Source organism: Streptococcus danieliae (assembly GCF_009767945.1).
Classification (GTDB): domain Bacteria; phylum Bacillota; class Bacilli; order Lactobacillales; family Streptococcaceae; genus Streptococcus; species Streptococcus danieliae.
Map to the genome: position 1 here is coordinate 1 of NZ_WSRS01000187.1, position 600 is coordinate 600.

The 600-nt window shown below is 47.2% G+C and carries 1 protein-coding gene; it reads left to right on the forward strand.

What is annotated here, in order from left to right:
- Positions 1-600, forward strand: a 600-nt coding sequence (locus tag E5983_RS09365) for an SH3 domain-containing protein (protein ID WP_202056793.1), incomplete at both ends; no start/stop codon positions are given.

Below are 600 nucleotides of genomic sequence, written 5' to 3' on the forward strand. Positions count from 1 at the left end.
GAAAGTTGAAACTAAACCAGTGGTTAAGGAAAACGCTAAAGTAGAGGCATCTGGTCTAGCAGCATCTGGTAACTTCCGCTTTGATGGCCGCTATGGCATCAAAAAAGAAGCACGTGTGGCTAGTCCCGATGTGGCCTACTATGACAAGGGTTCTTCTGTTAACTATGACCGTGTCCTAGAATCCGATGGCTACCGTTGGCTCAGCTATCTCAGCTATAGTGGCAACCGGCATTACATCGCCCTTGAAAAATTAGCTTCGGCTCCTAAAGTTGAAGCCAAACCTGTGGTTAAGGAAAGCGCTAAAGTAGAGGCATCTGGTCTAGCAGCATCTGGTAACTTCCACTTTGATGGCCGCTATGGCATCAAAAAAGAAGCACGTGTGGCTAGTCCCGATGTGGCCTACTATGACAAGGGTTCTTCTGTTAACTATGACCGTGTCCTAGAATCTGATGGCTACCGTTGGCTTAGCTATCTTAGCTATAGCGGCAACCGGCATTACATCGCCCTTGAAAAATTAGCTTCGGCTCCTAAAGTTGAAGCCAAACCTGTGGTCAAGGAAGCAGCGAAAGTTGAAACTAAACCAGTGGTTAAGGAAAGCGC